Annotated in this window: 23 protein-coding genes; 17 read left to right on the forward strand and 6 right to left on the reverse strand. The window is 67.4% G+C overall.

The annotated features are described in order from the left end of the window. Window positions 1-37 precede the first annotated feature (37 nt). The gene (locus tag FHT02_RS11890; RefSeq protein ID WP_184087795.1) at window positions 38-472 is read left to right on the forward strand and encodes an MAPEG family protein; all 435 of its coding nucleotides are present in this window, start codon (window positions 38-40) and stop codon (window positions 470-472) included. Between the two features lie 7 nt (window positions 473-479). Here FHT02_RS11890 and FHT02_RS11895 read toward each other — a convergent pair whose 3' ends face one another. Then, window positions 480-1,142 carry an MBL fold metallo-hydrolase gene (locus FHT02_RS11895; RefSeq protein WP_184087797.1) on the reverse strand — a complete coding sequence of 221 codons (663 nt, stop codon included), beginning with the start codon at window positions 1,140-1,142 and terminating at the stop codon, window positions 480-482. A 78-nt stretch (window positions 1,143-1,220) separates the two neighbouring features. On the opposite strand from FHT02_RS11895, the gene pabB reads away from it, so the two are divergent. The 3 genes from pabB to msrA are packed head-to-tail and all read left to right on the forward strand — an operon-like array spanning window position 1,221 to window position 4,863. Next, complete coding sequence (gene pabB, locus FHT02_RS11900) at window positions 1,221-2,948, forward strand: aminodeoxychorismate synthase component I (protein ID WP_184087799.1); 1,728 nt, start codon at window positions 1,221-1,223, stop codon at window positions 2,946-2,948. A 35-nt stretch (window positions 2,949-2,983) separates the two neighbouring features. Further along, entirely contained in the window at window positions 2,984-4,183 is a 1,200-nt protein-coding gene (locus FHT02_RS11905; protein ID WP_184087801.1) for a pyridoxal phosphate-dependent aminotransferase, read from the forward strand. Window positions 4,184-4,209: 26 nt separating this feature from the next. Continuing rightward, window positions 4,210-4,863, forward strand: coding sequence for a peptide-methionine (S)-S-oxide reductase MsrA (gene msrA, locus FHT02_RS11910; protein WP_184087803.1), 654 nt, complete (start codon window positions 4,210-4,212; stop codon window positions 4,861-4,863). A 75-nt stretch (window positions 4,864-4,938) separates the two neighbouring features. On the opposite strand, the gene FHT02_RS11915 is transcribed toward msrA, so the two are convergent. Together FHT02_RS11915 and mgtE are read right to left on the reverse strand one after the other, a co-directional pair. Further along, window positions 4,939-5,340: a DUF1489 family protein gene (locus tag FHT02_RS11915; protein ID WP_184087805.1), complete on the reverse strand. Its 402-nt coding sequence runs from the start codon at window positions 5,338-5,340 to the stop codon at window positions 4,939-4,941. 31 nt (window positions 5,341-5,371) lie between these two features. Then, a complete protein-coding gene (gene mgtE / locus FHT02_RS11920) occupies window positions 5,372-6,781 on the reverse strand; it encodes a magnesium transporter (RefSeq protein ID WP_184087807.1) in 1,410 nt (469 codons plus the stop codon). A 134-nt stretch (window positions 6,782-6,915) separates the two neighbouring features. Here mgtE and FHT02_RS11925 point away from each other — a divergent pair, with 134 nt between their 5' ends. Then, complete coding sequence (locus tag FHT02_RS11925) at window positions 6,916-7,371, forward strand: peptidylprolyl isomerase (protein ID WP_184087809.1); 456 nt, start codon at window positions 6,916-6,918, stop codon at window positions 7,369-7,371. A 103-nt stretch (window positions 7,372-7,474) separates the two neighbouring features. Here FHT02_RS11925 and FHT02_RS11930 read toward each other — a convergent pair whose 3' ends face one another. After that, window positions 7,475-8,359, reverse strand: a complete 885-nt coding sequence (locus tag FHT02_RS11930; protein ID WP_184087811.1) for a LysR substrate-binding domain-containing protein — start codon at window positions 8,357-8,359, stop codon at window positions 7,475-7,477. A gap of 297 nt (window positions 8,360-8,656) precedes the next feature. Between FHT02_RS11930 and FHT02_RS11935 the strand changes: the two genes are divergently transcribed. Further along, window positions 8,657-10,948 carry a CDC48 family AAA ATPase gene (locus tag FHT02_RS11935; protein WP_184087813.1) on the forward strand — a complete coding sequence of 764 codons (2,292 nt, stop codon included), beginning with the start codon at window positions 8,657-8,659 and terminating at the stop codon, window positions 10,946-10,948. Between the two features lie 35 nt (window positions 10,949-10,983). Here FHT02_RS11935 and FHT02_RS11940 read toward each other — a convergent pair whose 3' ends face one another. Next, on the reverse strand, window positions 10,984-11,307 hold the full coding sequence (locus FHT02_RS11940; RefSeq protein ID WP_184087815.1) for an antibiotic biosynthesis monooxygenase family protein: 324 nt from the start codon (window positions 11,305-11,307) through the stop codon (window positions 10,984-10,986). A gap of 55 nt (window positions 11,308-11,362) precedes the next feature. Here FHT02_RS11940 and FHT02_RS11945 point away from each other — a divergent pair, with 55 nt between their 5' ends. Continuing rightward, window positions 11,363-12,112, forward strand: coding sequence for a sulfite exporter TauE/SafE family protein (locus tag FHT02_RS11945; protein ID WP_184087817.1), 750 nt, complete (start codon window positions 11,363-11,365; stop codon window positions 12,110-12,112). A gap of 90 nt (window positions 12,113-12,202) precedes the next feature. Here FHT02_RS11945 and FHT02_RS11950 read toward each other — a convergent pair whose 3' ends face one another. Beyond that, complete coding sequence (locus FHT02_RS11950) at window positions 12,203-13,138, reverse strand: ribose-phosphate pyrophosphokinase (protein ID WP_184087819.1); 936 nt, start codon at window positions 13,136-13,138, stop codon at window positions 12,203-12,205. A 189-nt stretch (window positions 13,139-13,327) separates the two neighbouring features. Here FHT02_RS11950 and gltX point away from each other — a divergent pair, with 189 nt between their 5' ends. The 10 genes from gltX (at window position 13,328) to FHT02_RS12000 (ending at window position 21,361) form a co-directional block, all read left to right on the forward strand. Then, complete coding sequence (gene gltX, locus FHT02_RS11955) at window positions 13,328-14,656, forward strand: glutamate--tRNA ligase (protein ID WP_184087821.1); 1,329 nt, start codon at window positions 13,328-13,330, stop codon at window positions 14,654-14,656. A gap of 240 nt (window positions 14,657-14,896) precedes the next feature. After that, complete coding sequence (locus FHT02_RS11960) at window positions 14,897-15,574, forward strand: TonB family protein (RefSeq protein WP_184087822.1); 678 nt, start codon at window positions 14,897-14,899, stop codon at window positions 15,572-15,574. Between the two features lie 213 nt (window positions 15,575-15,787). Then, window positions 15,788-16,135 (forward strand): hypothetical protein, encoded by a 348-nt coding sequence (locus tag FHT02_RS11965; RefSeq protein WP_184087824.1) that lies wholly within the window; start codon window positions 15,788-15,790, stop codon window positions 16,133-16,135. A 14-nt stretch (window positions 16,136-16,149) separates the two neighbouring features. Then, the gene (gene ribD, locus FHT02_RS11970; protein ID WP_184087981.1) at window positions 16,150-17,076 is read left to right on the forward strand and encodes a bifunctional diaminohydroxyphosphoribosylaminopyrimidine deaminase/5-amino-6-(5-phosphoribosylamino)uracil reductase RibD; all 927 of its coding nucleotides are present in this window, start codon (window positions 16,150-16,152) and stop codon (window positions 17,074-17,076) included. A 1-nt stretch (window position 17,077) separates the two neighbouring features. Beyond that, window positions 17,078-17,686 carry a riboflavin synthase gene (locus tag FHT02_RS11975; RefSeq protein WP_184087826.1) on the forward strand — a complete coding sequence of 203 codons (609 nt, stop codon included), beginning with the start codon at window positions 17,078-17,080 and terminating at the stop codon, window positions 17,684-17,686. Continuing rightward, window positions 17,673-18,809 carry a 3,4-dihydroxy-2-butanone-4-phosphate synthase gene (gene ribB, locus FHT02_RS11980; RefSeq protein WP_184087829.1) on the forward strand — a complete coding sequence of 379 codons (1,137 nt, stop codon included), beginning with the start codon at window positions 17,673-17,675 and terminating at the stop codon, window positions 18,807-18,809. Before FHT02_RS11975 ends, ribB begins: the two co-directional genes overlap by 14 nt. Next, window positions 18,809-19,228: a 6,7-dimethyl-8-ribityllumazine synthase gene (gene ribH, locus FHT02_RS11985; protein ID WP_184087831.1), complete on the forward strand. Its 420-nt coding sequence runs from the start codon at window positions 18,809-18,811 to the stop codon at window positions 19,226-19,228. Before ribB ends, ribH begins: the two co-directional genes overlap by 1 nt. Before the next feature lie 4 nt (window positions 19,229-19,232). Then, a complete protein-coding gene (locus FHT02_RS11990) occupies window positions 19,233-19,682 on the forward strand; it encodes a hypothetical protein (protein WP_184087833.1) in 450 nt (149 codons plus the stop codon). Between the two features lie 93 nt (window positions 19,683-19,775). Beyond that, entirely contained in the window at window positions 19,776-20,699 is a 924-nt protein-coding gene (locus FHT02_RS11995; protein ID WP_184087835.1) for a DMT family transporter, read from the forward strand. Continuing rightward, window positions 20,699-21,361 (forward strand): COQ9 family protein, encoded by a 663-nt coding sequence (locus FHT02_RS12000; protein WP_184087838.1) that lies wholly within the window; start codon window positions 20,699-20,701, stop codon window positions 21,359-21,361. Before FHT02_RS11995 ends, FHT02_RS12000 begins: the two co-directional genes overlap by 1 nt. The last annotated feature ends 212 nt before the right edge of the window (window positions 21,362-21,573 follow it).

Genomic DNA, 21,573 nt, shown 5'->3' on the forward strand with positions numbered 1-21,573 from the left:
TGTGTAGGGTGCGGGCGATTATTCGAAGGGATTTCACATGCTGTTGCCAGTCGCGCTCACGACCACGGGCGCCGCCGCGCTGATCAACTTCTGGCTCGCCGCGCGCGTCGGCCAGCTACGGATCGCCCGGCGTATCTCGGTGGGCGATGGCGGCGATCCCCAGGTGCTTGCCCGCATGCGCGCGCACGCAAATTTCGCCGAATATGCCCCGGTCGTGCTCCTGCTGATCGCGCTGATCGAATTCGCGGTTGGGACGCAGCTGTGGCTCTGGGTCGTGGCGGCGATCTTCGTGTTCGGCCGTATCCTGCACGGCTTCGGCATGGACGGCTCTATGCGGCTGCGTCAGATCGGCATCGCGACGACGATGCTGATCATGCTGGGCCTCGCCCTGTTCGCGGCCTGGACCGGGCTTCAGAGCCGCGGGGCGCCCGAGCCCGGCACGACGGTGTTCCATATCCAGCAGAACCGCTGATCGGCCCTCAACTCCGCCGCAGTGCCGCGTCTCCGACGAACGGGTTCGTCCGCCGTTCGTACCCAAAGTTGCTGGCAGGACCATGGCCTGGAATGAACGCGGTATCGTCGCCGAGCGGCCAGAGCTTGGCGACGACCGAGTCGATCAGCGCCTGCGGGTTGCTGCGGGGAAAATCGGTGCGGCCCACCGACCCGCGGAACAGCACGTCTCCCACCAGCGCCAGTTTGGAGTCGCGCTGGTGAAAGATCACATGCCCCGGTGTGTGGCCAGGGCAGTGATGAACGGCGAATGCCAGTTCGCCGACATGCACCTGGTCGCCTTCGTTCAACCAGCGGTCGGGCTCGAACGGCACCCCGCGAATGCCATATTTGCGGCCGTCCGCCTCCAGCCGCTCGATCCAGAAGCGGTCGGCTTCTTGCGGCCCCTCGATCGGCACGCCCAGTTCCTGCGACAGCACGCCAGCCTCGCCACAATGATCGATATGGCCGTGAGTCAGCAGGATCTTTTCGACCGTTACGCCATGTTCGGCGGCGACGGCGCGCAGCTTGGGCAAGTCGCCCCCCGGATCCACGAAAGCACCGCGCATGGTCTTGGTGCACCACAGCAAGGTGCAGTTCTGCTGCAAGGGTGTGACGGGGACGATGACGGCGCGCAGCGGGGGGGCGGACATGGAGCGGTGATAGGCCGGGCAGAGGGGAGCGGCAACACGGGGTTGCTCCTGCCCTCCGCTATCGGCATGCGAGCGGCAATGCGGCTGCCGGCACCTCCTTTTGTCTTGCTCGACGACGCCCGCAACGGCGGTGCGCCTTCGCGGCTGTACGCCAACCCGGTCGAAATCGTCGAAGCCCGCGATATGCAGCAAATCGAGCCGGCGCTTGCCCGCTTGCGGCAGGCGAGCGGAGAGGGCCTCCATGCTGCCGGGTATCTGAACTACGAAGGGTCGAGCCTGTGGTTTGGCCTGTTCGGTGACTTCGCCACGCTGAACGCCGACGAGGTCGATGCGCTGCTTCCCGATCCGGCCGGCGCCTGGGCGGGCGCGCCGGAACCACGGATAGGCTGGCCCGACTATCGCGCCGCGTGCAACCGCGTGCTCGACTATATCCGCGCCGGCGACATCTACCAGGCGAACCTGACCTTCCGCGCCGCGCTGCCCTATGCCGGCGGCGAGGCTGCGCTGTTTGCCCTGCTGCGCAAGCGTGCCCGTGCCGGCTATGGCGCGCTGATCGCCACTGGCGACCGCTGGCTGCTCAGCTTCTCGCCCGAGCTCTTCTTCGCGCTGGAAGCCGGCCAGCTCACCGCGCGGCCGATGAAGGGCACCGCAGCGCGCACCGGCGAGGGCGTCATGGATGCCGAGGCCGCCCGAGCGCTTGCCGCCGACGCCAAGCAGCAGGCAGAAAATCTGATGATCGTCGACCTGATGCGCAACGATCTCGCCACGATCGCAAAACCGGGCACCGTCGCCGTCCCACACCTCTTCCAGGTCGAGCGTTATCCCACCGTCTACCAGATGATCTCCACCGTCACCGCGCACCTGAAGCCGGAGCTTGACGCCGTAAGCGCGCTGCGTGCGTTGTTCCCCTGCGGCTCGGTGACCGGCGCCCCCAAGATCCGCGCGATGCAGATCATCGGGGAGGTCGAGCAGGAGCCGCGCGACACATATACCGGGGCGATAGGCAGGCTGGATCCCAATGGCGATGCAATGTTCAACGTGGCAATCCGTACGCTGGCCTGCGATGGCGCGGGTCGGGCGGTGCTCGGCCTCGGCTCAGGCGTCGTCGCCGACTCGCAGCCGCGCGCCGAATGGGAGGAATGCCTTGCCAAGGGAGCGTTCGTGACTGCCGGCGAGACTCGGTTCGACCTTATCGAGACGATGCGCTTCGACCCGCTCGACGGCATTCTCCATCTCGAGCGTCACCTGTCACGAATAAAGGAAAGCGCGGCGGGGTTCGGCTTTCCGTTCGATCGCCACGCGGTCCGCAACGAACTTCAGGCAGCCACTTTCCGCCTGCGCCACGCCGCCAGGGTCCGGCTGCTGCTCGGCCCCTCCGGCGCGATCGCGATCGGCGCGAGCCCGCTTCCTGCCGCGCCGGCGGGACCGGTGGAGGTCGCGATTCGCCCGCTGCCCGTTGCGCCCGACGATTTCCGCCTGCGCCACAAGACCAGCCGCCGCGGCTTTTACGACCGCGCCCGCGACGCGACCGGCGCCTGGGAAGTCGTCTTCACCGATCCCGAAGGATATCTGACCGAGGGCAGCTTCACCTCGGTCTTCGTGGCGCGCAACGGCGTGCTCGTCACCCCACCGCTCGCGCGCGGCCTGCTGCCCGGGATACTGCGCGCCGAACTGCTCGAAACCGGCCGCGCGGTGGAGGGAGACCTCACCCCCGCCGACCTGGCCGATGGCTTCTTCGTCGGCAACGCGGTGCGCGGACTGGTTGCAGCCGTTACAGTTGCGGAAAGCGCGAACGCGGACGTATAGCCCGGCGCGTTCCCATCCCGGAAAGGCCGCCGCACATGCAGACCTCCGCCGCGCTCCAGCGCATCCAGCCCTCCGCCACGCTCGCCATGACGAGCCGTGTGTTCGAGCTGAAGCGCCAGGGCATCGACGTGATCGGCCTGGGCGCGGGCGAGCCCGATTTCGACACACCCGATTTCGTCAAGGAAGCCGCGATCGAGGCAATCCGCGCCGGCAAGACCAAATACACCAATGTCGACGGCATTCCCGAACTCAAGCAGGCGATCGTCGCCAAGTTCGCGCGCGACAACGGCCTAACCTATGCCGAGAACCAGATCAGCGTGAATGCCGGGGGCAAGCACACGCTGTTCAATGCCTTCTGCGCGACCATCGACGCCGGCGACGAAGTGATCGTGCCCGCGCCTTATTGGGTCAGCTATCCCGATGTCGTCCAGTTCGCCGGTGGCAAGCCGGTGTTCATCGCCGCGGGCGCCGGCCAGAACTACAAGATCACGCCCGAGCAGCTCGACGCCGCGATCACTGCCAAGACCAAGTGGGTGGTCCTCAACTCACCGTCCAACCCTACCGGTGCTGCCTATAGCGCCGCCGAACTCCGCGCCCTCGGCGAAGTGCTGCTGCGCCACCCGCATGTGCTGATCTACGCCGACGATATGTACGAGCATATCCTCTATGACGGGTTCGAATTCGCGACGATCGCCCAGGTCGTGCCCCAGCTCCATGATCGTACGCTGACCGCCAACGGCGTGTCCAAGGCCTATGCGATGACGGGCTGGCGCATCGGCTATGCCGGTGGCCCGGACTGGCTGATCAAGGCGATCGGAAAGCTCCAGTCGCAGTCGACGTCCAACCCTTGCAGCATCAGCCAGGCGGCGTCGGTCGCCGCGCTGAACGGCGATCAAAGCTTCCTGGCCGAACGCACCGCCGCCTTCCAGAAGCGGCGCGACCTGGTGGTCGGCATGCTCAACCAGATCGAGGGCATGACCTGCCCGACGCCCGAAGGCGCCTTTTATGTCTATCCCGAATTTTCCGGCCTGATCGGCAAGACCACGCCCAAGGGCCAGACGATCACCACCGACGAGCAAATGATCGGCTATTTCCTCGACGAAGCGAAGGTCGCCGCGGTGCATGGCGCGGCCTTTGGACTCTCGCCGGCGATGCGGATCAGCTACGCCACGTCGGAGGCCTTGCTGACCGAGGCGTGCACCCGCATTCAAACCGCCTGCGCCGCCTTGCGCTGAACGGTTCGCCGCACGATCTATCGTCCATGCTCAAATGGACGCTTCCCGCCGCGGCAGTCGCGGCAGCCCTGTTCCTCGCCCCGGCCTCGGTCGGGGCCGAGCGGGCGGTGCCGATCCCCGTCGCGCAGCAGGATGTGCCGGCGGCCAAGGGGCCGCAGGTCGCCATATTCGCCGGCGGCTGCTTCTGGGGGATGGAGGCGGTGTTCCAGTCGGTGAAGGGGGTGCAATCGGTCACAAACGGCTATGCCGGCGGTACCAAGGCGTCGGCCAGCTATGCCCAGGTCTCGACCGAGCGCACCGGCCATGCCGAGGCGGTGCGCGTCGTTTATGATCCGCGCAAGGTAAGCTACGGCACGCTGCTGCGCGTTTTCTTCTCGGTCGCGCACGATCCCACGCTGCTCAACCGCCAGGGTCCGGACCGCGGCCCCAGCTACCGCTCGGCCATCTTCCCGCAAAATCGCCAGCAGCAGCGCGTAGCGGCGGCGTACATCGCCCAACTCGGCCGCGCCAAGGCCTATCCACGCCCGATCGTTACCAGGCTGGAGACCGGCGGCTTCTACCCGGCCGAGGCCGAGCACCAGGACTTCTTCTGGCGCAACCCGAACAACCCCTACATCACGCGCTGGGACAAGCCCAAGGTTACCGCCTTCCGCAACGCCTACCCGCAACTAACCAATTAAGGATCAAAAGCCCTTTCCCGTTTACGGGAGAGGGTTGGGTGAGGGGCCGGCGCAGCGCAGCCGCTGGGACGGACCCTAGAGCAACCCCAAGCCCGCCAACTCGCCAACCAGATGCGGCGGCAGCTCGTCCACGCCGCCAGCGGCCTCGCCCAGATCGACGGGCGCATCCGCGCCCTCCAGATACCGCCATCCCTGATGCGCGCGCTTGGGCCGCGCCTGCACCAGTACCAGCCTGGGCTCGAGATGGATCGCCACGCGCCCGCCCTCGGCCTCGCCGAAGCCCAGGATCGGCGAACGCCCGATCAGCTGATGCTTGATGATCCAGAACAGCGATCCGCCGGCGATTTCTTCATGCCGCTTGGGCAAGTAGCGCGTGCTCAGATAGCTCGGCCCATGCACGGCGCGCATCGCCAGACGATCTTGCAGGAATTCGATACTGTCGCAGCCAAAGGCGACCTTGGTCAGATGAAGCGGCACGCGGCTTAGCTGGGCGCTTGGCCATTGCGGTTCAAGCCAGCAGTGCCGGCCCCACCAGTGTCGCAAGCCCCAGTACCGCCAGGAACCCCATCGAATCGGTGGTCATCGTTACGAACACCGACGAAGACACCGCCGGATCGGCCCCGAACCGCTCCAGCGTCAGCGGCACGACCACGCCGGCCAGCCCGGCGATGACGATGTTGACCAGCATCGCGACCGCGATCACCCCGCCCAGCGCCACATGGCCGAACCACAGCGCCACGCCGATCCCCACCAGAGTCGCGACCGACAATCCGTTGAGAACCGCCACCTGCAACTCGCGTCGAATGGCGCGCAGCGTGTTGGACTGTGTCAGCTGGTTGGTCGCCAATGCGCGCACCGTCACCGCCATGGTCTGCGTGCCGGCATTGCCGCCGACCCCCGACACGAGCGGCCCCAGCGCGGCCAGCGCCACCAGCTTCTCGATCGTGCCGCCGAACAGGCTGATGATCGTCGCGGCCGACAGCGCGGTCACCAGATTGGTGATCAGCCAGCGGACGCGGCCCTTATAGCTGTCGAGCACCGGCTCGTTGATGTCGCCTTCGCCCGCGCCGGACAGGCGCAAAATGTCTTCGCCGGCTTCTTGCGAGATGATGTGGACCACGTCGTCCACCGTGATCATTCCCACCAGCCGCCCGCTGCCGTCGACCACCGCGGCAGAGATCAGCGCGTATTTCTGGAAGCGCAAAGCGACTTCCTCCTGATCCATGTCGACCGGGATCAGCGTCTGCTCGCGCGCCATGACGTCGCTGACCGACACCGAACGCGGAGAGCGCAGGACCCATGACAGCGCGCAGGTGCCGACCGGCTTGTGAGCCGGATCGACCACGAAGATTTCCCAGAAATCGGTCGCCAGTTCCTCGTGCCCGCGCAGGTAATCCAGCACGCCGCCCACCGTCCAATGCTCGGGCACGGCGATCAGCTCGCGCTGCATCAGGCGTCCGGCGGACTCCTCGGGATAGGACAGCGCTTCCTCGATCGCGGCACGGTCGTCCGGGTCAAGCGCGCGCAGCACTTCGCGCTGATCCTCCGGCTCCATGTCCTCGATGATCGCAACGGCGTCGTCGGTATCGAGTTCGGAGGCGATGTCGGCGACCTGGGTGGCGGTCAGCGCGTCGACCAAGGTCTCGCGGACCCAGTCGTTCATCTCGGCGAGCACATCGCCGTCGATCAGGTCGCCTATCGCCGCCACCAGCGCGGGGCGCTGTTCGGCGGGTGTCAGCTCGACCAGGTCGGCGATGTCCGCGGGGTGGAGCGGCGCAACCTTCAGATGCGCGGCCTCGGCGTCGCCCGCCTCGACTGCCTCCAGCACCGCGTCGACGAATTCGGGCTTCAGCCGGTCGTCTTCGTCAAGCTGGCTTTCGGCGGGGGGCGTCGCATCCAGAAGTTCGGTCTCGCTCACCTTGGACCTCCTTCGTCGCACCCGGTCGCGCCGCTCCTAACGCGCCGCCTCTCTCCTGCCAATGCACCCCGGCCATTGCCGTTTGGGGGTGCGCCCCTTAAGTCCGGGGCGAAGTATTTCTCAGGAGTTTTTCCATGGCCGATCCAACCACGCTGGTGATGACGCTCGAAACGGGCGACGTCCGCATCAAGCTGCGCCCCGATCTCGCGCCCCAGCATGTCGCCCGTATCGTCAAGCTGTCGGACGAAGGCTTTTATGACGGCGTCGTGTTCCACCGTGTGATTGACGGCTTCATGGCCCAGGGCGGCGATCCCTCGGGCACGGGCATGAGTGGCTCCAAGGAACCGAACCTTCCGGCTGAATTCTCGGCCGAGCGTCATGCCCGTGGCGTCTGCTCGATGGCACGTACCAACGATCCGGACAGCGCCAACTCGCAATTCTTCATCTGCCTGGCCGACGCCAGCTTCCTTGACCGCCAGTACACCGTATGGGGCGAAGTGGTCGAAGGCATGGAGCATGTCGACGCGCTCCCCAAGGGCGAGCCCCCCCGCAATCCCGGCAAGATCGTGAAGGCGCGCTCGGAAGCGTAAGCGCGCTCTGACCTCCCCTCTTCCCCTCCCCGCAAGGGGGGGCAGGGGTGGGCGGGTTCAGCAAAGGCGAGGCTCGATGCCTCGCCTTTTGCCTTTTAAAGGGCTACTCCGCCGCGAACGCTTCCACCAGCCAGTCGTGGAAGATCTTCACCGGCCGCTGCGACAGCGCCCGGGGACGGCACACGAACCAATAGCTGTACTGGCTCTCCACCGTCAGGTCGAACAGACGCACCAGCCGCTCGTCGCGCGCGGCCTCGAAATGCGATTCGAGCATGAAGGCGACGCCCAGCCCTTGCGCGGCGGCTTCCAGCATCAGGTTGCCCGCGTCGAAATGATCGATCGCGAGGGGGTCCAAGTCCGGAATGCCCGCCGCCGCCTTCCACGCCGTGAACGTCTCGGGCATGTCGCGGTGCACCAGCGCGGTCAGCCGCGCCAGATGCTCGGGCTCGGTGACCGGATTCGGCCCTTCCAGCAGCGAACGGTGGCCGATCACATGCACCCGGTTGCGGTCCAGCCGCCGGGCATAGAGCGCCGGGTCGATGTCGCGCGCGATCACGATCGCCGCGTCCAGGCTGTCGCCCAGCCGGGCAATGGCATGGCCGGCGGTGTCGACGTCCAGGTGCAACTCGGGGTGGCGCCGCCGAAGCTCGGGCATCTTGGGCATCAGCTGCTGGGTGGCATAAAGCGGAAACACGCTCAGGCGCAGGCGCAGCAACTCGCTGCCGCTCATCATCGCCTCGACCGCGTCGGTCATTCCGTCCAGCGCCGGGGCGATCATCCCCAGCAGCCGCTCGCCCTCGGCGTTCAGCCGCAGCGCCTGGTGACGCCGCTCGAACAGCGGCTTGCCGATGAAGCGTTCCAGCGACTGGACACGGCGGCTCAGCGCCGGGGACGATAGCGCCAGCTCTTCGGCTGCGGCCTTGATCGACCCGAGCCGTGCAACCTGCACGAACGCTTCGATCGCGGTCAGGGGAGGAAGGCGGCGCATGGCGTCTCGTTGTGCACTGCGTCAGAACTCCTGGCGAGCCGCGGACGGGCTTTGCCGCATGTTCACGCTGTAGAGGAATATCGATCCGGAACGTTACGATTGCAAGTCCTGCACGTCACTTCCGTATTTTTCGCACTTGCACAAAAGTTCCCTCGACCGCAAATCGAGCAGGCCTTTCAGGCATCCTCTCCTAAACCTTTCAAAGGCGGACCCCCGGGTCCGCCATTTTTTTTGCCCCTCTCGCGGCACCCTCGCACCGTTCCTATGTTCCGCCCTTCATGCTTCTGGAAGGATCCCATGGCGGACGATGAAACAAGAGGTCGCAAGCTCCAGGTTGCCAATGCCCGGCCCGAGGATAGCGGCCGCGGCCTAGCCCATATTCCACGCTCGCTCATGGCGACGCTGGGGATCACCGAAGGCGACGTGATCGAGATCGTGGGCAAGCGCGCCACGCCGGCGCGCGCGGTGCTGCCGTATAACGAGGATGAAGGGCTCGAGCTGCTCCGCATCGACGGGCTTCAGCGCGCCAATGCCGGCGTCGGCTCGGGCGACTTCGTCGAAGTGCGCAAGGCCGAATCGAAGCCTGCGACGCGCGTGGTGTTCGCCCCGGCCCAGGCCAATCTGCGCCTCCAGGGGTCGAGCAACGCGCTCAAGCGCACCTTCTTCGCCCGCCCGCTCACTGCCGGCGACACCATCGCCACTGTCGGCCACCAGCGCGCCGACGTGCCGCCCAATGTCGCGCAATATCTGCGCGCGCCGGCCTATGCGCTCCAGGAGATCCGCCTCGGCGTGATCTCCACCGCGCCGCGCGGCGTCGTGCATATCGACGAGAATACCGAGGTGGAACTGCGCTCCGAATATGAGGAGCCGACCGAAAGCCGTCGCGCCGACGTCACCTATGACGATATCGGCGGCATGGCCGCCACGATCGACCAACTGCGCGAGATGGTCGAGCTGCCACTACGCTACCCCGAATTGTTCCAGCGTCTGGGCGTCGATCCGCCCAAGGGCGTGCTGCTCCATGGCCCGCCCGGAACTGGCAAGACGCGCCTCGCGCGTGCAGTCGCCAATGAAAGCGACGCGCAGTTCCACTTGATCAACGGACCCGAGATCATGGGCTCGGCCTATGGCGAGTCCGAGTCGCGGCTGCGCCAGGTGTTCGAGGAGGCGGCCAAGAACGCGCCTTCGATCGTCTTCATCGACGAGATCGACTCGATCGCGCCCAAGCGCGGCCAGGTGTCGGGCGAGGCGGAAAAGCGCCTTGTCGCCCAGCTGTTGACGCTGATGGACGGGCTGGAAGCCCGCGCCAACATCGTCGTCATCGCCGCGACGAATCGCCCCGAGGCGATCGACGAAGCGCTGCGCCGTCCCGGCCGTTTCGACCGCGAGATCGTGGTCGGGGTTCCCGACGACCGCGGCCGCCGAGAGATCCTGGGCATCCACACCCGCGGCATGCCGCTGGCGCAGGGCGTCGACTTGAACGAGCTCGCCCGCACCACCTTCGGCTTTGTCGGTGCCGACCTGGCGGCGCTTTGCCGCGAAGCCGCGATCGAGGCGGTCCGCCGCATCATGCCCCGGCTCAACCTCGAAGACGGCACGATCCCGTCGGAGGTGCTCGACACGCTGGAAGTGACTCGCGACGATTTCGTCGAGGCGTTGAAGCGCGTCCAGCCAAGCGCGATGCGCGAAGTCATGGTCCAGGCGCCGCAGGTCCGCTGGGAGGATGTCGGCGGGCTGGACGACGCGCAGATGCGCCTCAAGGAAGGTGTCGAGCTGCCCTTGAAGGATCCCGACGCGTTCCGCCGCCTGGGCATCCGCCCGGCGAAGGGCTTCCTGCTCTACGGCCCGCCCGGCACCGGCAAGACCCTGCTCGCCAAGGCAGTCGCGCGCGAGGCGGAGGCGAACTTCATCGCCACCAAGTCAAGCGACCTGCTGAGCAAATGGTATGGCGAGTCCGAGCAGCAGATCGCGCGGCTGTTCGCCCGCGCCCGCCAGGTGGCGCCCTGCGTCATCTTCATCGATGAGCTCGACAGCCTTGTGCCGGCACGCGGCGGCGGGCTCGGCGAGCCCCAGGCGACCGAGCGGGTGGTGAACACCATCCTCGCCGAGATGGATGGGCTGGAAGAGCTGCAATCGGTGGTGGTGATCGGCGCGACCAACCGCCCGAACCTCATCGATCCGGCACTGCTCCGTCCGGGCCGCTTCGACGAGCTCGTCTATGTCGGGGTGCCCGACAAGGCCGGGCGCGAGCGCATCCTGCGCATCCAGACCGAGAAGATGCCGCTCGCGGGCGACGTCGATCTCGGCGAGGTCGCGGGCAAGACCGAGCGCTACACCGGCGCCGATCTGGAAGACGTGGTCCGCCGCGCCGGCCTCGTCGCGCTGCGCCAGTCGCTCGACACGCGCGAAGTGACCATGGCGCATTTCGACGAAGCCCTGGGCGACAGCCGCGCAACCGTCACGCCCGAGATGGAGGAGGAATACCGCGCCATGCAGGGCCGCCTCAAGCAACAGGCCAGCGCCCTCCAGCCGCTGGGGTTCATCGCCCCCGGTATGCTCGAGGGCAGGGGCCCCAAGGGCAGCGACTGATCTGCCACGCCGCAGCCGGGTAACCGGCTGCGGCCTCAGGGCCGCTCCCACCCATAACTCCGCCCCACCTGCGCCACGTGCAGCCGGTACCAGCGATACCACCGCTCCCGCCCGGCCTCGCGGATCGCCGCGTGTTCGGGATGCTTGCGCCACGCAACCGCGCTTGCCTCGTCCGCCCAATAGCTGACGGTGATTCCGACCTGATCGCCCCCGCGCACCGAGTCGATCCCGCGATAGCCGGGCTGCGCCGCCGCCAGCGCGTCCATCGCCGCGGCTGCCGCGGCATAGCCGGCATCGTCCTCCGCCGTCCGCTCGGCGATGAAGATCACGGCGGTCTCCCCGGTGCGCCCCTGTTCCATAGGCGGCAGCGTAAGAAGTTTTGCCGCGGCCCGCAAAGCCGCTAGCGCGCAGCCCATGATTACCGACTGGCACTTTTACGCGCTCGCCATCCCCGCCGTCATCCTGCTTGGTCTTGCCAAGGGCGGGTTTGCCGGCATGGGCGCGCTGTCGCTGCCATTGCTCACCTTCGCCGTCGATCCGGTGCGCGCCGCCGCGATCACCCTGCCGCTGCTGATCGCGCAGGACGTGGTCGGCGTCTGGGCGTTCCGCCGCACCGTCGAGTGGCGCTTGCTTGGCTGGATGGTGCCCGGCGCGGTGCTCGGCATTTGGCTGGGCTATGCCTTTGCCGCCAGCGTTTCGCCCGCCATGGTGATGGCCGCGGTCGGCGCGATCTCGATGCTGTTCGGCGCTTACCGCCTCTGGGCGGCGCGCCACGCGACGCCCCGCAGTGCCGCGCGCTGGCCCGAATGGGTGGGCTCGCTGTTCGGCGTCGCTTCGGGCTTCACCAGCCAGATCGCCCATGCCGGCCAGCCGCCGTTCCAACTCTGGGTGCTGCCACGCAACCTGCCGCGCGAACTGCTGGTCGGCACGACCGCGGTGTTCTTCGCGCTGATCAACTGGATCAAGGTGCCGGCCTATTTCGCGCTCGGCCAGTTCACTGCGGCCAACCTGCTCACCTCCGCTGCGCTGCTCCCGCTCGCGCTCGTCTCGACGGTGGCCGGCGTCTGGCTCGTCCGCCGCGTGCCGGCGGAGCGCTTCTTCACCGCGATCTACATGCTGATGATCGCAGTCGGTGCAGGGCTTCTCTGGGAAGCGCTTCCGTGAATCACGGGGCCGGCCCGCTCCCCCTCCGGCGACCCATCCAGAATATGCTATGGGCGACGGGAGAGGAGCGGGCCGGCACCGCCCAAAGGCTCAGTCGAACAGGCTGGAAACCGACGCCTCGTCGGCGATGCGGCGCACCGCCTCGGCCAGCAGCGGCGCGATGGTCAGGTGGCGAATCTTCTCGCTCTCGGCGATTACCGCGTGATTGCCGATCGAATCGGTGATCACCAGCTCGTGCAGCGCCGATCCGTCGACGCGCGCCACCGCGCCGCCCGACAGCACGCCGTGCGTGCAATAGGCCACGACGCCCTCGGCGCCCGCCGCCTTCAGCGCGGCAGCCGCGTTGCACAGCGTCCCAGCCGAATCGACGATGTCGTCGATCAGGATGCAAAAGCGCCCCTCGACATGGCCGATGATGTTCATGACTTCGGATTCGCCCGGACGCTCGCGGCGCTTGTCGACGATCGCCAGCGGCGCATTGTCGAGCCGCTTGGCCAGCGCCCGCGCGCGCACCACGCCGCCCACGTCGGGCGACACTACCATCCACTGCTTGCCTGGAAAGCGCGTCTGGATGTCGGCGCTCATCACCGGCGCGCCGAACAGATTGTCGGTCGGGATGTCAAAGAAACCCTGGATCTGCCCGGCATGCAGGTCGACCGAAAGCACGCGGTCGGCACCCGCCTTGGTGATCAGATTGGCGACCAGCTTGGCCGAGATCGGCGTGCGCGGGCCCGGCTTGCGGTCCTGGCGGGCATAGCCGAAATAAGGGAGCACCGCGGTGATCCGCTTGGCCGACGCGCGCTTCAGCGCGTCGATCATGATCAGCAGTTCCATCAGATTGTCGTTGGCCGGATAGCTGGTCGACTGGAGCACGAACACGTCCTCGCCGCGGACATTCTCCAGGATTTCGACGAAGATCTCGTCATCGGCGAAGCGGCGCACATTCGCCTTGGTCAGCGGGATCTCCAGATAGTCGGCGATCGCCGTGGCGAGCGGCATGTTCGAATTGCCGGCCATCAGTTTCATGTGCGCGAGGTCCCGTCCGCTGCTGTTGCGCGTTCCCTTAGGGCGCACAGCGGCTCTGCGCAAAGGGGCATCGCCACGCTTCTGTCACATCGCTGCACACCGGGTGGCAGGTGTGGCGGGAACGGCACAGTGATGCCCGGGCAATCCACACCGTTGCCCGGCGCGGCGCCGCGTCCTAAGCCGCGCGCCATGACGGTGACCACCCGCTTCGCTCCCAGCCCGACCGGCACGCTCCATGTCGGCAATCTGCGCACGGCGCTCCACAATTGGCTGTTCGCCCGGCGTCATGGCGGTACCTTCCTGCTGCGCATCGACGACACCGACAAGGAGCGCTCGCAGGAAAGCTTTGTTGAGGCGATCCGCGCCGATCTCGCCTGGATGGGGCTTCAGCCGGATGCCGAGGAACGCCAGTCGGCGCGCTTCGACCACTACGAAGCGCGCTTCGCTGAACTCGCCGCCGCCGGACGCGTCTATCCCGCCTATGAAACCGCGCAGGAACTCGATCTCAAACGCAAGATCCGGCTCGGGCGTGGCCTGCCGCCGGTCTATGACCGCGCCGCGCTGGCGCTGAGCGACGAAGACCGCGCCAGGCTGGAAGGGGAGGGGCGCACGCCGCATTGGCGCTTCCGCCTCGATCACGACGCGCCGATCATATGGGACGACCTTGTCCGCGGCCCCCAGCGCTTCGATCCCGCGACGATGAGCGATCCCGTTATCCGCCGCGCCGACGGGTCCTGGCTCTATCTCCTGCCTTCGGTGATCGACGATATTGACATGGCCGTCACCCATGTCGTGCGCGGCGAGGACCATGTCTCCAACACCGCCAGCCAGCTCCAGATGTTTCAGGCGCTTGGCAGCACGCCGCCAGCCTTCGCGCATGAAGCCTTGCTGACCGGCAGCGAAGGCAAGCTGTCCAAGCGCCTCGGTTCGCTCGGCATCGCCCATTTTCGGGAACTCGGCATCGAGCCGCAGGCGATCGCGTCACTGCTCGGGCGCTTGGGTACCAGCGATCCGGTCGAACCCTTCGCCGATCTGTCGCCGCTGATCGCCGGCTTCGACTTTGCCCGCTTCGGCCGCGCGCCGGCGCGCTTCGATGAAGCCGAGCTCGCCCAGCTCAACGCCCGCATCGTCCACCAGCTGCCCTTCGCGGCGGTTGCCGGCCGCGTGCCAGAGGGGGTGGATGCCGCGGCGTGGAGCGCCATCCGCCCCAATCTAGAGACCGTCGGCCAGGCCGCCGACTGGTGGCGGGTCGTACAAGGCCCGGTCGACGCCCCCGCACCATCGGACGATGACCGCGCCTTCCTCACCCGCGCCGCCGAACACGCCGAGTCGCTCGATTGGAGCACGGATCCGTGGCGCGCCCTCACCGGCGCGCTCAAGGAAGAAACCGGCCGCAAGGGCAAAGCGCTGTTCCTGCCGCTCCGCCTGGCACTCACCGGCCGCGAACACGGCCCCGACATGGGGGCGCTCTTGCCGCTGATCGGCAAGGAACGCGCTGTGGAACGGCTCCAAGCCTAAATTCCCTCCGTGCCGGGGGACGGCGTCGCAAAGCGGCGCGATGGAGGAGGTCCTCTTCACAGGCTTTCCTTAGTGGAAAGCCCCCGCCACCATGGTCCGCATGGTCCGCATGGTCCGCATGGTCCCCTTCCCCGTGCCGGGAGGAAATGGCGCGTCACGTCTCCGCTTGCCACGTGAATGAAACGTTGTACCATCACCTAAGCCGGCCCGAGTCCGGTACCAGGAGAAGGAGTGCAACGCATGCAAGCCGACCGCTACACGCCTCCCAAGTCCCGCACCGTCAGCTTCGGTGCGGCGTTCCTCATCAACGGCGTCATCATCGCCGGGCTGATGTTCTCCGCCCCGCACGTGCTGCCCGGCGCGCCCGAAACGATCCTCCAGACCGAGAACATCCCGCTCCCGCCGGTGCCGCCACCCGAACCGCCCAAGCCTCAGCCCAAGGTCGAGCAGCGCGACATCGCGCAAGCACCCGCGCCGTACATTCCCCCCGCCCCGATCCCCGTCCCGCAGGCGCCGGTGCTCGACGGCACCGATCGCTTGCCCCTGGACTTGCCGCCGCCCGGTCCGGTCGCGCAGCCTGGCCCCACCACCACCGGTGCCGTGGAAACGCCGAAGCCAGTGGTGCTTCCACTGGTCGGCGCCACCCAGGATCCGCGCTACGCCCGCGACTTCCAGCCCGAATATCCCTCGAACGAACTGCGCGCGCAGCGCGACGGGGTGGTCGTGGTCCGCGTACGGATCGGCGTCGATGGCCGTGTAAAGGAAGTGCAGCAGCTCAGCGCCACCAGTCCCGCCTTCTTTGAAGCCACAAGGCGTCAGGCGCTCGCCAAATGGCGCTTCAAGCCCGCGACGCGCGGCGACGTGCCCCAGGAAAGCTGGAAACAGATCACCGCCCGCTTTCTGATCGAGAATCTCTAGCCGTAAGGGGTGGGGGAGGGCGCCCTCCCTATCGACACCTACCCCCAATCGTCACCCCGGCCTCGAGCCGGGGTGACGCTGCCTTGCACCGGCTTAAGAAGCGGGATTTCGGCCAGGGCCGGCACTGACGAGAGTGTGAAAACGCATCGTTCTTCCCGTGCGGCTGCGGGAGGGTTTGCGGGCCGGCCCCGGTCCCCTTATCTAAGCGGCAGCATGACCTTTCTCCGCTTCTTCTCGCCCTTGCGCGCGATCCGCGATTTGCGCCGCTACCTTGCGACGCGGCCGGCGTACGAAATCTGGTTCCTGATGCTTGCCATGGTGCTCACCCTGGTGGTGATCTGGGCGTTCGTGAAGGACTCCAACATCCCGGTCCCGTACAAGCGCAACATCATCTATGTGGAGTCCTGGCCGGCGGACCGCAGCGACGAACAGATCCGCGCGCAGCAGAAGATCGACCAGGCCAAGAAGCACGCCCAGCAGGCCGAGCTCGAAAAGAAGCGCCGGAAGCGCCAGGAGGAGTTCAAGCGGCTGGACGATCGCCTGGAAAAATGGGGCATCTGAGCGACGGCCGCTGGATGGCGGCCGCGCTGATGCTGTCGCACCGCTCCCGCGGGCGTACCGCACCCAACCCCAATGTCGGCTGCGTCCTCGTTAATGACGGCGCCGTGGTCGGGCGCGGCTGGACCCAGCCGGGCGGCCGCCCGCATGGCGAAGCGATGGCGCTGGCGGAAGCGGGCGCGCGGGCACGCGGCGCCACTTGCTACACCACGCTTGAACCCTGCGCGCACCGCTCGCATCGCGGCCCGACCTGCTCGAACCTGCTGATCGAAGCCGGCGTCGCCCGCGTCGTGATCGCGCTACGCGATCCCGACCCGCGCACTGATGGGGCGGGCGCCGACCGCCTCCGCGCCGCCGGCATCGATGTGACCACCGGCGTGCTGGAGGCAGAGGCGCGGCTGGCGATGGCCGGCTTCCTCACCCGCCAGGCCAAGGGCCGCCCCCACGTCACCCTCAAGCTCGCAACTTCGCTCGACGGCCGCATCGCGCTTCCCTCGGGCGAAAGCCGCTGGATCACCGGCCCGCAAGCGCGCGCGCACGCGCACCTCGAACGCGCTCGCCATGAGGCGATCCTGGTGGGGCGGGGCACGTGGGAGATCGACCGCCCCAGGCTCGACGTGCGGCTTGCAGGCCTTGAACACCGCGCGCCGCGGCGGTTGGTGCTGTCCTCGACCGGCGACCTGCGCAGTCCCTCCGACATTGCCGGCCTTGAGGGCGTCGACCACCTCCTCGTCGAAGGCGGCGCAGAGGCCGCCGCCGCCTTCCTCCGCGCCGGGCTGGTGGACCGCCTCCTGCTCTACCGCGCGCCCATCCTTCTCGGCACCGGCAAGCCTGCGCTCGGCGATATCGGCCTGCCCGATCTCGCTTCGGCACATGGCCGCTGGTCCCTCCTCGATGCACGGCAGCTTGGCAGCGACCGTCTCGAAGTCTACGCGAACAGCTGAAATGTTTACTGGCATCGTCACCGACATCGGTACCATCACCCAAGCGCACCAGCAGGGCGACCTGCGCGTCCGCGTCTCCACCTCTTACGACACCGACGGGATCGACCTTGGCGCCTCGGTCTCCTGCTCGGGCGTCTGCCTGACGGTGGTCGACAAGGGCCCAGGCGAGCTCGCCTTCGACGTCTCGAACGAGACGATCTCGCGCACTGCCGCCGATCAGTGGACGCAGGGCCGCCGCCTCAACCTTGAGCGCGCGCTCAAGCTCGGCGACGAACTGGGTGGCCACATCGTCACGGGTCATGTCGACGGCATTGGCACGGTGGTCGACGTCCGTGAGGAGGGTGGATCGCACCGCGTGACCATCGAAGCCGGCAAGGATCTGGCGCCCTACGTGGCAGCCAAGGGATCGATCACCGTCGATGGCGTGTCGCTGACCGTCAACGACGTTGCCGACACCGCCGACGGCGTTCACTTAATGCTCAACATCATCCCCCATACCGCCGAAGTCACCACTTTCGCCGACCTCAAACAGGGCCAGGCCGTCAATCTCGAGATCGACGTGCTCGCCCGCTACCTCCAGCGCATGGAGGCACTGCGTGCAAAAGCCTGAACTCGCCACCTTGAAGCACGGCTTCCTCTCCAGCCCCGAAGAGCTGATCGACGAGGCGCGTAACGGCCGCATGTTCATCCTGGTCGATGACGAGGACCGCGAGAATGAAGGCGACCTTGTCATCCCCGCGCAGATGGCGACGCCCGACGCGATCAACTTCATGGCCAAGTTCGGCCGCGGGCTGATCTGCCTGGCGATGACCAAGTCCCGCGTCGACCAGCTCGGGCTCGAGCTGATGAGCCGCGCCAACGGCACCCGCCACGAAACGGCCTTCACCGTTTCGATCGAGGCGCGCCAAGGCGTGACCACCGGCATCTCCGCTGCCGATCGCGCTCGCACCATCTCGGTCGCGATCGATTCGACCAAGGACAAGGCCGATATCGTCACGCCGGGGCACGTCTTCCCGCTGGTCGCGCGCGATGGCGGCGTGCTGGTCCGCGCCGGCCATACCGAGGCCGCGGTCGACGTCGCGCGTCTCGCCGGACTCAATCCGGCCGGCGTGATCTGTGAGATCATGAAGGACGACGGGACGATGGCGCGGCTCGACGACCTCGTCTCCTTTGCCCAATTCCACAACTTGAAGATCGGCACGATCCGCGACTTGATCGCCTATCGCCGCCATCACGACCATCTGGTCGAGAAGCGCTCCGAAGCCGCGTTCAGCAGCGACTGGGGCGGCGACTGGACCGCCATGACCTTCTGGAACAAGGCGACGAGCTCCGAACAGGTCGCTTTGGTCAAGGGCCGCATCGATCCCAGCCAGCCTACCCTGGTCCGCATGCACGCGCTTTCCCCCTTCTCCGACATTTTCGGCGAAGGCGGCGACCGTGGAGGGCTGCTGCGCCGCTCGATGGAGATCATCGGCCGCGAAGGGGCAGGGGTCGTCGTCGTCATCAATCGCCCGCGCCCCGATCAGTTCTCGGTCGCGCTCGATGCCAAGGCCGGCACGCTGGAACCCAAGGACATGGAGGAGCTGCGCGACTATGGTGTCGGCGCCACCATCCTCATCGAACTGGGCGTGCGCGACATGGTCCTGCTCACCAATACCCACCACACCCTTGTCGGGCTCGACGGCTATGGCCTGTCGATCGTCGGCGAGCGTGCAATCGATAGGGAACACTGATGGCCCGCGTCCTGATCGTCGAAGCCCGCTTCTACGCGCACTTGAACGACTTGCTGCTCGACGGCGCGCGCACTGCGCTGCAAGAGGCCGGGCACGACTATGAAGTGATCACCGTCCCCGGCGCGCTCGAAATCCCCGGCGCCATCTCGCTCGCCGCAGACACCGGCCAATATGACGCCTTCGTCGCGCTCGGCATCGTGATCCGCGGCGAAACCTATCATTTCGAGATCGTCGCAGGCGAAAGCGCGCGCGGCATCATGGCCCTCGCGCTCGATGGGCTCGCGGTCGGCAACGGGATCCTGACCGTCGAGAATGAGGAGCAGGCCCTGGTCCGCGCCGACTCCGCGCAAAAGGACAAGGGTGGCGAAGCCGCCAAGGCCGCGCTGGCGATGCTCGCGCTCAAGCAGAAGTTCGCCTGAGCCGATGACCATCCAGCCGCCCCCCTCCCGCTACAAGGTGGTGGAGCGCGGGCGGCGGCTGGAAGTCATCGACACGCGCACCGGCGAGCGTGCAACCTCGCACCACGCGCCCCCGCCGCTGTCGGGCGGCGAGAGCCTATTCCCCAGCATGCGCCGCCTGCGGCCCAGCCCTCCGGCCGCCGGCACCGCGGGGCTGGACGCCGACACCTTCGTCACCAAATCCTTCTACGACGCCAGAGCGCCCCGCACGATCCGCATCAACGATGTCACGCGCAGGCGCCTCGATGGCGTGCGCTTCGGCGGCGCGATCATCATCGCCCTGCTGGTCGCCTTCGCCTTCCTGTTCTGGCCGCTTGCACTGGGCGTCTTCGGCTTCCTGCTGAGCGACAAGGTCCGCACCAGGCTTCACGCCGCCAGCACCCGCTTCGTCGACACGCTGGACCAGGCGCGCTGAAGCACCTTTTTCGCTCCCTCCTGATCGGGGAGGGGGCGACGCAGCTCCAATACCCCCACGACGCCCACCAAATCCCACGCTAGAGCCGCCCGCATGGACTCGCAGCCTGCCGCCCGAAACCACGCCGCCCTCGCGCTGCTCGCCGCCGTCATCGCCAATGTCGCGCTCGCCTTCGGGCCGCTGTTCGTGCGCTATGCCGATGTCGGTCCGGTCGCCGCGGGCTTCTGGCGCCTCGCGCTCGCCACCCCGGTGCTGCTCGTCGCCGCCTTCGCCATGGGCCAGCGCCCGATCTCGGCATCCAAGGGGCTGTGGGGCGTCCTCGCCATCGCCGGCGTCGCCTTTGCCGCCGATCTCGCCAGCTGGCATATCGGCATCGTCCGCACGACGCTCGCCAACTCCACGCTGTTCGGCAATTCGGCGACGTTGATCTTCCCGATCTACGGCTTCATCGCCGCGCGCGCCTGGCCGTCGCGGATGCAGGGCCTCGCCCTGCTTCTGGCAGCGATCGGCGGCGGCCTGCTGCTCGGCCGCTCGGCGAGTCTCTCCTCGACGCATTTGGCAGGCGACTTGTTCTGCCTGCTCGCCGGCGTGCTTTACGCGGTGTATTTCATCTTCATGGCCCGCGCCCGCGCGCGGCTCGCGCCGGTCCCCGCCCTGGCGCTCTCCTCGCTTGCGACGATCCCGCCGCTGCTCATCCTCTCGCTGACTTTGGGCGAGCAGGTCATGCCCGGCAATTGGTGGCCGCTGCTCGCGCTCGCCATCGTCAGCCAGCTGATCGGCCAGGGCTGCATGATCTACGCGCTCGGTCATCTCAGCCCGCTGGTGGTCGGCATCGCGCTCCTCATTCAGCCCGCCGTGGCAGCGGCGCTCGGCTGGGTGATCTTCGACGAACAACTCGCCGCCGCCGATGCGTTCGGCGCGATCCTGGTCGCCGTGGCGCTCGTCCTGGTGCGCCAGAGCGGCTCCCGCCAGCCCCAGCAGCTTGCGCCCGCCGCGCAGGAGCCTAAATCAACCTGATGGCCCACGATCTCGCAGACGCAACCCTGGACGAGCTGCGCGAAGCGCTCGCCCCCGCGCTCGCCGCCAACGCCGCGTTCGACGGCTGGTCGCACGCGGCGCTCGACGCCACTGCCGATGCCATGGGCGTCGACCGCGACGTCGCGCGCCTCGCCTTCACCGGCGGCGCGGTGGCGATGATCGACGCCTGGTTCGCCAGCATCGATCGCGAAATGGCCCGCCGCCTGCCGCCCGAGACCCTGTCTGCCATGAAGATCCGTCAGCGCATCACCGCGCTGGTCGAAGCCCGGCTCGACATCGCCGCGCCGAACCGCGAGGCGCTGCGCCGCGCCATCGCCATCCTCGCCATGCCCCAGAACGCCGCACGCGCGGCAAGGCTCGGCTGGCGCTCGGCCGACGTCATGTGGCGCCTCGCCGGCGACACCGCCGCCGATTACAACCACTACACCAAGCGCGCGATGCTTGGCGGCATCTATGCCGCGACGGTCGCCGTCTTCCTCCAGGACGACAGCGAAGCCCATGCCGAAACCCGCGCCTTCCTGTCGCGCCGCATCGACAACATCATGCAGTTCGAACGCACCAAGGCCCAGTTGCTCGGCCGCACCACGCACCGCCCCAGCCTGTCCCGCTTCATCGGTCGGCTCCGCTACCCGGCGGTGTAGGCCGCTCGGCGTACTTGCCGCGCTCGATCATGCCGCCCGGCCCGGCCAAGCGTCCGTGGCCTTCAGGATACATCCTGAATTCAGCTTTATGGAATAGTTTAGCGCCAGGAAGCGAAAGCTGGATTTTCGCTGGTGGAGCGTGGGACCGGGCAATGCGTGAGCAGTGGTCAGCCGAGAAGGCAAATCGTTGGTGGTCGGGTCAGCCATGGCCC

The sequence above is a fragment of the Sphingomonas xinjiangensis genome (genome assembly GCF_014199255.1).
Lineage (GTDB): Bacteria > Pseudomonadota > Alphaproteobacteria > Sphingomonadales > Sphingomonadaceae > Sphingomonas > Sphingomonas xinjiangensis.

Bases quoted from the DNA above. Each gene is read 5' to 3' on its own strand.
- FHT02_RS11975 (WP_184087826.1), top strand. From the start codon at position 17,078: ATGTTTACTGGCATCGTCACCGACATCGGTACCATCACCCAAGCGCAC.
- FHT02_RS11935 (WP_184087813.1), top strand. From the start codon at position 8,657: ATGGCGGACGATGAAACAAGAGGTCGCAAGCTCCAGGTTGCCAATGCC.
- FHT02_RS11890 (WP_184087795.1), top strand. From the start codon at position 38: ATGCTGTTGCCAGTCGCGCTCACGACCACGGGCGCCGCCGCGCTGATC.
- pabB (WP_184087799.1), top strand. From the start codon at position 1,221: ATGCGGCTGCCGGCACCTCCTTTTGTCTTGCTCGACGACGCCCGCAAC.
- FHT02_RS11990 (WP_184087833.1), top strand. From the start codon at position 19,233: ATGACCATCCAGCCGCCCCCCTCCCGCTACAAGGTGGTGGAGCGCGGG.
- msrA (WP_184087803.1), top strand. From the start codon at position 4,210: ATGCTCAAATGGACGCTTCCCGCCGCGGCAGTCGCGGCAGCCCTGTTC.
- ribH (WP_184087831.1), top strand. From the start codon at position 18,809: ATGGCCCGCGTCCTGATCGTCGAAGCCCGCTTCTACGCGCACTTGAAC.
- FHT02_RS11960 (WP_184087822.1), top strand. From the start codon at position 14,897: ATGCAAGCCGACCGCTACACGCCTCCCAAGTCCCGCACCGTCAGCTTC.
- FHT02_RS11905 (WP_184087801.1), top strand. From the start codon at position 2,984: ATGCAGACCTCCGCCGCGCTCCAGCGCATCCAGCCCTCCGCCACGCTC.
- FHT02_RS11895 (WP_184087797.1), bottom strand. From the start codon at position 1,142: ATGTCCGCCCCCCCGCTGCGCGCCGTCATCGTCCCCGTCACACCCTTG.
- ribD (WP_184087981.1), top strand. From the start codon at position 16,150: ATGGCGGCCGCGCTGATGCTGTCGCACCGCTCCCGCGGGCGTACCGCA.
- gltX (WP_184087821.1), top strand. From the start codon at position 13,328: ATGACGGTGACCACCCGCTTCGCTCCCAGCCCGACCGGCACGCTCCAT.
- FHT02_RS11950 (WP_184087819.1), bottom strand. From the start codon at position 13,138: ATGAAACTGATGGCCGGCAATTCGAACATGCCGCTCGCCACGGCGATC.
- FHT02_RS11965 (WP_184087824.1), top strand. From the start codon at position 15,788: ATGACCTTTCTCCGCTTCTTCTCGCCCTTGCGCGCGATCCGCGATTTG.
- FHT02_RS12000 (WP_184087838.1), top strand. From the start codon at position 20,699: ATGGCCCACGATCTCGCAGACGCAACCCTGGACGAGCTGCGCGAAGCG.
- FHT02_RS11945 (WP_184087817.1), top strand. From the start codon at position 11,363: ATGATTACCGACTGGCACTTTTACGCGCTCGCCATCCCCGCCGTCATC.
- FHT02_RS11930 (WP_184087811.1), bottom strand. From the start codon at position 8,359: ATGCGCCGCCTTCCTCCCCTGACCGCGATCGAAGCGTTCGTGCAGGTT.
- FHT02_RS11995 (WP_184087835.1), top strand. From the start codon at position 19,776: ATGGACTCGCAGCCTGCCGCCCGAAACCACGCCGCCCTCGCGCTGCTC.
- FHT02_RS11940 (WP_184087815.1), bottom strand. From the start codon at position 11,307: ATGGAACAGGGGCGCACCGGGGAGACCGCCGTGATCTTCATCGCCGAG.
- FHT02_RS11925 (WP_184087809.1), top strand. From the start codon at position 6,916: ATGGCCGATCCAACCACGCTGGTGATGACGCTCGAAACGGGCGACGTC.